At 53.8% G+C, this 3,415-nt stretch carries 3 protein-coding genes; 2 read left to right on the top strand and 1 reads right to left on the bottom strand.

Going from position 1 to position 3,415, the window contains the following annotated elements:
- Window positions 1-232: 232 nt before the first annotated feature.
- A complete protein-coding gene (locus ACE418_RS13360; RefSeq protein ID WP_416451069.1) occupies window positions 233-754 on the bottom strand; it encodes a flavodoxin in 522 nt (173 codons plus the stop codon).
- A gap of 219 nt (window positions 755-973) precedes the next feature.
- Between ACE418_RS13360 and ACE418_RS13355 the strand changes: the two genes are divergently transcribed.
- Window positions 974-2,215, top strand: coding sequence for an LL-diaminopimelate aminotransferase (locus ACE418_RS13355; protein ID WP_416451068.1), 1,242 nt, complete (start codon window positions 974-976; stop codon window positions 2,213-2,215).
- Between the two features lie 14 nt (window positions 2,216-2,229).
- Window positions 2,230-3,336: a redox-regulated ATPase YchF gene (gene ychF, locus ACE418_RS13350; protein ID WP_292302102.1), complete on the top strand. Its 1,107-nt coding sequence runs from the start codon at window positions 2,230-2,232 to the stop codon at window positions 3,334-3,336.
- Window positions 3,337-3,415 lie beyond the last annotated feature (79 nt).

Below are 3,415 nucleotides of genomic sequence, written 5' to 3'. Positions count from 1 at the left end.
ACTACGAACGAAAAACTTTTAAGTTGAAGGGGCCTCGCATGATGGCAAAAACCTTCGTGCGACAGCCCCTTTTTAGTTGTTCGTGATTCGTGGTTCGTTGTTCGTAGGGGACGCCCAAAGGGCGTCCCGTTCACACCAATGGATGATAACGGGATTCCTGCATATGCTGGCGGGCGCCCCTACGATATGGTTACGGGATTTTCACAAATCACTAGCCACGAACCACGAACCCCTAATCTCTCAGCCAGCGGCGGATGTCGTCTTCGGCGTCTTCGATGGTCGTTCCCAGGAGGGCCAGGCTCTTGCCGAGTTTGGCGTCCGGGCAGAGGGCATGGATGTCTTCCAGGCTGTGACCGACGCCGCTGCCTTCGTGGGTGCAGAAAGGGTAAATCGTCTTGCCGGAAAAGTCATGGCTTTCCAGGAACGTCCACAAGGCCATGGGCATGGTGCCGCACCAGTTGGGATAGCCCAGGAAGATGACGTCGTAGTCATCGATGCTGGCCATATCCTTTTCCAAGGCCGGCCGGGCATTGTCGGCCTTTTCCTTCCTGGCGATCTTGACGACTTCCTGATAGTCATTGGGATAGACCGAAGCCGTGCGGATATGGAAGAGGTCGCCGCCCGTAAACAGGCGCAGCATCTGGGCAGCCCGTTCCGTATTGCCGACGGGCAGGTCGACGATCTTGCCGCTGACATAGTTCATGCCGGCGTGAGAAAAATATGCAATGAGGCATTTCTTACCTTGATAATCCATAAGTCAATCAAACCTCCCTGATATGTTTGACCTAAAAATTCCCGATACAGTTTTCATTATACGGCAAAAACCGCCGCCATTCAATCACTATCATGAATGACGGCGATTTTATTTTATCATGCCTGCCAGCGCCCCTGTATCTTTCCAAGGCCCATATAATGTAGTAAAATAGAGTTTGTCAATAGATTACTATGCTAAGCAATACAAGGAGGTCCCTTTATGGCTCATGTAAATGAAAACTACTTAAAACTCCCCGGCAACTACCTTTTTGCAACGATTGCAAAAAAAGTTGAAGCTTATTCCAAAGCACATCCGGAAGCTAATATCATCCGCCTTGGCATCGGCGACGTCACCCGTCCCCTGGCCCCGGCTATCATCGAAGCGATGCACAAAGCCGTCGACGAAATGGGCAAAGCCGAAACCTTCCGTGGTTACGGTCCGGAACAGGGCTATGATTTCCTCCGCCAGGCTATCATCGATGGCGACTACAAGACCCGCGGCATCGACCTCGAATTAGACGAAGTCTTCGTCGGTGACGGCGCTAAGACCGACGTCGCCTGCATCCAGGAAATCTTTGGCGACGACCTCAAATTCGCCGTAGCCGATCCGGTCTACCCGGTCTACCTCGACTCGAACGTCATGTTCGGCCATACTGGCGAATGGAATGCCGAAAAAGGCATCTATGACGGCGTCGTCTATCTCCCGTGCACTCCGGAAAACGGCTTCAAGGCAGAACCGCCGAAAGAAAAAGTCGACATCGTCTATCTTTGCAACCCGTCCAACCCGACCGGCACGGCCATGAGCAAAGAAGAATTGACCAACTGGGTCAAGGCTGCTAAAGAAAACAACTTCATCATCATCTACGATTCGGCTTATGAAACGTACATCACCGAACCGGACGTCCCCCATAGCATCTTTGAAATCGAAGGCGCTAAAGAAATCGCTATCGAACTCCGTTCGTATTCCAAATGCGCCGGTTTCACGGGTACGCGCTGCTCGTACGTCGTCGTCCCCCATGCCTGCGTCGCTTACAAGAAAGACGGCACGGCTGTCGAACTCAATCCCCTGTGGAACCGCCGTCAGTGCACCTTCTTCAACGGCACGCCGTATATCGTCCAGCGCGCAGCCGAAGCCTACTACAGCCCGGAAGGTCAGAAACAGTGCCTGGCTGACGTCAAATACTACATGGAAAACGCCCACATCATCCGCGACGGCCTGACCGAAGCTGGCTTCACCGTCTATGGCGCTACCAACTCGCCGTATGCCTGGGTACAGACGCCGAACGGCATGAAGAGCTGGGATTTCTTCGACCTGCTCCTGGAAAAAGCCCACGTCGTCACCACACCGGGTGCCGGCTTTGGTCCCCACGGCGAAGGCTATCTCCGCCTGACCGCTTTCGGTACCAAAGAAAATACGGTCGAAGCCGTCAAACGCATTGCTGATTTAAAATTATTCAAATAAAGGTGGTTTAACCATTGAGTACCAATCTGGAAGTAGGCATCGTCGGCCTGCCGAATGTCGGTAAAAGCACGCTGTTCAACGCGATTACCAAGGCCGGCGCAGAAGCGGCAAACTACCCTTTCTGCACGATTGAACCGAATGTCGGCGTCGTAGAAGTCCCGGACAAACGCATCCAGGTCCTGACCGACATGTATAAACCGAAAAAAACAATTCCCGCTGTCATGCGCTTCGTTGACATCGCCGGCCTTGTCGCCGGTGCGTCCAAAGGCGAAGGCTTGGGCAATAAATTCCTCAGCCACATCCGTGAAACCGATGCCATCGCCGAAGTCGTCCGCTGCTTCGAAGACTCGAACATCACCCACGTCGACGGCTCCATCGACCCGATCCGTGACATCGAAACGATCAACACGGAACTCTGCCTGGCCGACCTGGAATCGGCACAGAAACGGGCCGACCGCATCGCCAAAGTCGCCCAGTGCGGCGACAAGGAAGCCAAAGTCGAATACGCAGTCCTGAAAAAAGTCCTGGCCTGCCTGGAAGAAGGCGAACCGGCCCGCAAAGCCGGCCTGACCAAAGATGAACTGCCTCAGGTCAAAGACCTCAATCTCCTGACCTTGAAGCCGATCATCTACATCGCCAACGTCGCGGAAGACGAAGCTGGCAACCCTGACGCCAACCCGAATGTCAAACGCGTCGAAGAATACGCCGCCAAAGAAGGCGCCCAGGTCGTTGCCGTCTCGGCCAAGATTGAAGCCGAAATCGCTGAACTGCCGGACGACGAAGCCGAAGTCTTCCTGGAAGAACTGGGCCTGCCCGAATCGGGTCTGGACAAGCTGATCAAAGCCAGCTACTCCCTCTTGGGCCTGATTAACTTCTTTACCGCTGGGGCTGACGAAGTCCGCGCCTGGACCATCGTCAACGGCACGAAAGCCCAGAAAGCAGCCGGCAAGATCCACACTGATATCGAACGCGGCTTCATCCGCGCTGAAATCGTGTCCTATGACGACCTCATCGCCTGCGGCAGCGAACAGGCTGCCAAAGAAAAAGGCCTGGTCCGTCTGGAAGGAAAAGATTACATCATGCAAGACGGAGACGTTACGTACTTCCGCTTTAATGTATAGGAAAAAAGGGCCTGTCGCACGTAATCGTGCACAGGCTCTTTTTATGTATGCGAAAATATCATAGCTTTATGGTCGTTCT

This window comes from Megasphaera jansseni (assembly GCF_047974155.1).
Taxonomy (GTDB): domain Bacteria; phylum Bacillota; class Negativicutes; order Veillonellales; family Megasphaeraceae; genus Megasphaera.
Note: the sequence above shows the minus strand (reverse complement) of the source record. Positions and strands in the feature narration are given on the sequence as shown.